This window comes from Curtobacterium sp. B8 (assembly GCF_000333315.1).
Classification (GTDB): Bacteria; Actinomycetota; Actinomycetes; order Actinomycetales; family Microbacteriaceae; genus Curtobacterium; species Curtobacterium luteum.
The window spans coordinates 1-3,615 of record NZ_BACW01000237.1 but is presented as its reverse complement, the minus strand read 5'-3'; the positions used below and the strand labels follow the sequence as shown (position 1 = coordinate 3,615).

Here is a 3,615-nt window from a genome sequence, read left to right as displayed (position 1 = left end):
GCCGCGTACCCGAAGGGCCTGCCGGAGGGCACCCTCTTCCAGCCGACCTTCCTGTACGAGATCATCTGGAACGTCCTCGGCGCGCTCGTCATCCTGTTCCTCGCGCGCAAGTTCACGCTGCAGTGGGGCAAGGTCATGGCGCTCTACCTCATCTGGTACGGGGCCGGTCGGTCGGTGCTCGAGTCCATCCGCGTCGACACGAGCGAGACGTTCTTCGGCGTGCGAACCAACGTGTGGATGTCCCTCGCCGCGATCGTGCTCGGCATCGTGATCTTCGTCGTCCAGTCACGGCGGCACACCGGCAAGGAGCCGTCGCCGTACCTGCCGGGTCGCGGGCCGTCGGCACGCGCCGATGTAGACTCGGACGACACCTGGTCGGAGCACGACGACGAGCCCGCGGCCGTCGCCGCCGACCCGGTCGGCTCCACCCGGTCCTAGCGTCCGGCCCCGTCGCCCACCGCGGCGGGACGGACACCGACCAGCCACCGGACGCCGGTCTCGGGAGCACCCTCGCGAGCCGTCCGGACCGTCGGGCGCACCCACCCGGCAGCAGCACCACCGCACCACCACCGCCCGCCACGAACCGGGCTCCACACCACCCGTGCCGACGGGGCAACCCACCGGCGGCACGAACGGGCACCTGTCCCGCCCGTCCGGGCGGAACGCACCACCGGGCCACCGCTGTCCCTGTTCCCATCCTCGTGAGGACGGTTCCCCATGGCGCTCCAGCCAAGCCAGTCGCGCACCCAGTCGTCGACGTCCGGGCTCCTGCCCCCGCACCGCCGCTTCTCGGCCGTGCCGGAGGCGACCGGCATGTACGACCCGGCCAACGAGAAGGACGCCTGCGGCCTCGCCATGGTCGCGACGCTCCGCGGCACCGCCGGACACGACATCGTCGACGCCGCGCTCGGTGCCCTGCGCAACCTCGAGCACCGCGGTGCCGTGGGCTCGGACGCGGGCACGGGCGACGGTGCGGGGATCCTGTGCCAGGTGCCGGACGCGTTCCTGCGCGACGAGGTGCCGTTCGACCTGCCGGCAGCGGGGGAGTACGCCGTCGGCACCGCGTACCTGCCCCTCGACGAGGACGACCGCCACCGTGTGCAGGGCGTCATCGACCGCCTCGCGCGCGAGGAGGGCCTGCGGGTCCTCGGCTGGCGCGAGGTCCCGGTCCGTCCCGAGGTCCTCGGGACGCTCGCGCGTGCCGCGATGCCGGCCTTCGCCCAGCTCTTCGTCGCCTCGGTGCGCCACGACGTGCACGGTGCGGCGTGGAGCGGCATCGCACTCGACCGGCAGGCGTTCCGGCTCCGCAAGCGTGCCGAGCACGACGCCGAGGTCTACTTCATGTCGCTGTCGAGCCGGACGATGGTCTACAAGGGCATGGTCACGACGCTCCAGCTCGAGCCCTTCTACCCCGACCTCAGCGACGAGCGGTTCGCGTCGAAGCTCGCGATCGTGCACTCCCGCTACTCGACCAACACGTTCCCGTCGTGGCCGCTCGCGCAACCGTTCCGGACCCTCGCGCACAACGGCGAGATCAACACCGTCCGCGGCAACCGCAACTGGATGCGCGCACGGCAGTCGCAGCTCGAGAGCGAACTGGCTCGCGACATGGCGCCGCTGCTGCCGATCGTCAGCCCGGGCGCGAGGGACTTCGCGTCGTTCGACGAGGTCCTCGAGCTCCTCACCCTGACGGGCCGGTCGTTGCCGCACGCCGTCTCGATGATGGTGCCGGAGCCTGGGAGAACCAGACCGGCATGAACCCGAGCTCCGAGCGTTCTACGAGTACCACTCGATGCTCATGGAGCCGTGGGACGGCCCGGCCGCCATCACCTTCACNGACGGCACGCTCGTCGGTGCGACCCTGGACCGGAACGGCCTGCGTCCGGGCCGGTTCCTCGTGACCGACGACGGCCTCATCGTGATGGGCTCGGAGACCGGCGTCATCGACGTGCCCGCTGCGAAGGTCGTCCGCAAGGGCCGCCTGCGCCCCGGGCGGATGTTCCTCGTCGACACCGAGGCCGGCCGGATCATCGAGGACGACGAGGTCAAGCAGTCCCTCGCGACCTCGGGTCCGTGGAGCGAATGGCTCGAGTCCGGCCGCATCAAGCTGTCCGACCTGCCGGAGCGCGAGCACATCGTGCACACCCCGGCCTCGGTGACCCGGCGCCAGCGCGCGTTCGGCTACACCGAGGAAGAGGTCCGCATCCTCCTCCGCCCGATGGCGCAGACCGGCGCGGAGCCCCTCGGGGCCATGGGATCGGACACGCCGATCGCCGTGCTGTCGCAGCGCCCTCGGCTCCTCTTCGACTACTTCACGCAGCAGTTCGCCCAGGTGACGAACCCGCCGCTCGACTCGATCCGCGAGCAGGTCATCACCTCGATGGGCATGGGCCTCGGGCCGGAGCGCAACCTGCTGTCCGCCGGTCCCGAGCACGCGAAGCAGATCGTGCTCGGCTTCCCGGTCATCGACAACGACGAACTCGCGAAGATCCAGCACTTCGAGACCGCGTCCGGTCGCCACCTCACCGTCACGATCAAGGGGCTGTACCGCGTCGACGACGGCGAGGCCGCGATGCAGAACCGCATCGACGCGGTCTGCGACGAGGTCGACGCCGCGATCGAGTCCGGCAAGCAGTTCATCGTGCTGTCGGACCGGGACGGCAACGCGGAGAACGCGCCCGTGCCGAGCCTGCTGTTGCTCGCCGCCGTGCACCACCACCTCATCCGGACCGAGCAGCGCATGAAGGTCGGCCTGATCGTCGAGGCCGGCGACGTGCGCGAGGTCCACCACGTGGCGACCCTCATCGGCTACGGCGCATCGGCGATCAACCCGTACCTGGCGATGGAGACCTGCGAGAACCTCGTCCGCGCGGGCATGATCACCGGGATCACGCCCGAGCAGGCCGTCCGCAACGTCATCAAGGCGCTCGGCAAGGGCGTCCTCAAGATCATGTCGAAGATGGGCATCTCCACGGTGTCCAGCTACGCCGGCGCGCAGGCGTTCGAGGCCGTCGGGCTCTCCCAGGAGTTCGTCGACCGGTACTTCACCGGCACGTCCTCGATCCTCGGCGGTGTCGACATCGACGTGATCGCCCGTGAGAACGCGGAACGCCACGCACAGGCGTACCCGCAGGACGGCGCGGTGCTCTCGCACGAGCGACTCCAGACCGGCGGCGAGTACCAGTGGCGCCGCGAAGGACCGCCGCACCTCTTCAACCCGGACACGGTGTTCCGCCTGCAGCACGCCACCCGTGCGCGGCGCTACGACATCTTCCGCGAGTACTCGAAGGCGGTCGACGACCAGTCCGAGGCGCTCATGACGCTCCGCGGCCTCTTCCGCTTCAAGGACGGCGTCCGGCAGCCGATCCCGCTCGACGAGGTCGAGCCGATCGAGTCGATCGTCAAGCGGTTCAACACGGGCGCCATGTCCTACGGGTCGATCTCGAAGGAAGCGCACGAGACGCTCGCGATCGCGATGAACCGGCTCGGTGCGCGGTCGAACACGGGCGAGGGCGGCGAGGACGTCGAACGCCTGCTCGACCCGGAACGCCGCAGCGCGATCAAGCAGGTCGCCTCCGGCCGATTCGGCGTGACGAGCATGTACCTGACGCACGC

Annotated in this window: 1 protein-coding gene and 1 pseudogene; both read left to right on the top strand. The window is 70.2% G+C overall.

Translation table 11 applies throughout. The features are described from left to right. A partial coding sequence (locus I59_RS05960) for a prolipoprotein diacylglyceryl transferase family protein (protein WP_022903080.1) occupies positions 1 to 438 on the top strand: 438 nt, incomplete at its 5' end. 375 nt (positions 439 to 813) lie between these two features. Continuing rightward, positions 814 to 3,615, top strand: a pseudogene (locus I59_RS19325) (glutamate synthase central domain-containing protein); the annotation flags it as partial.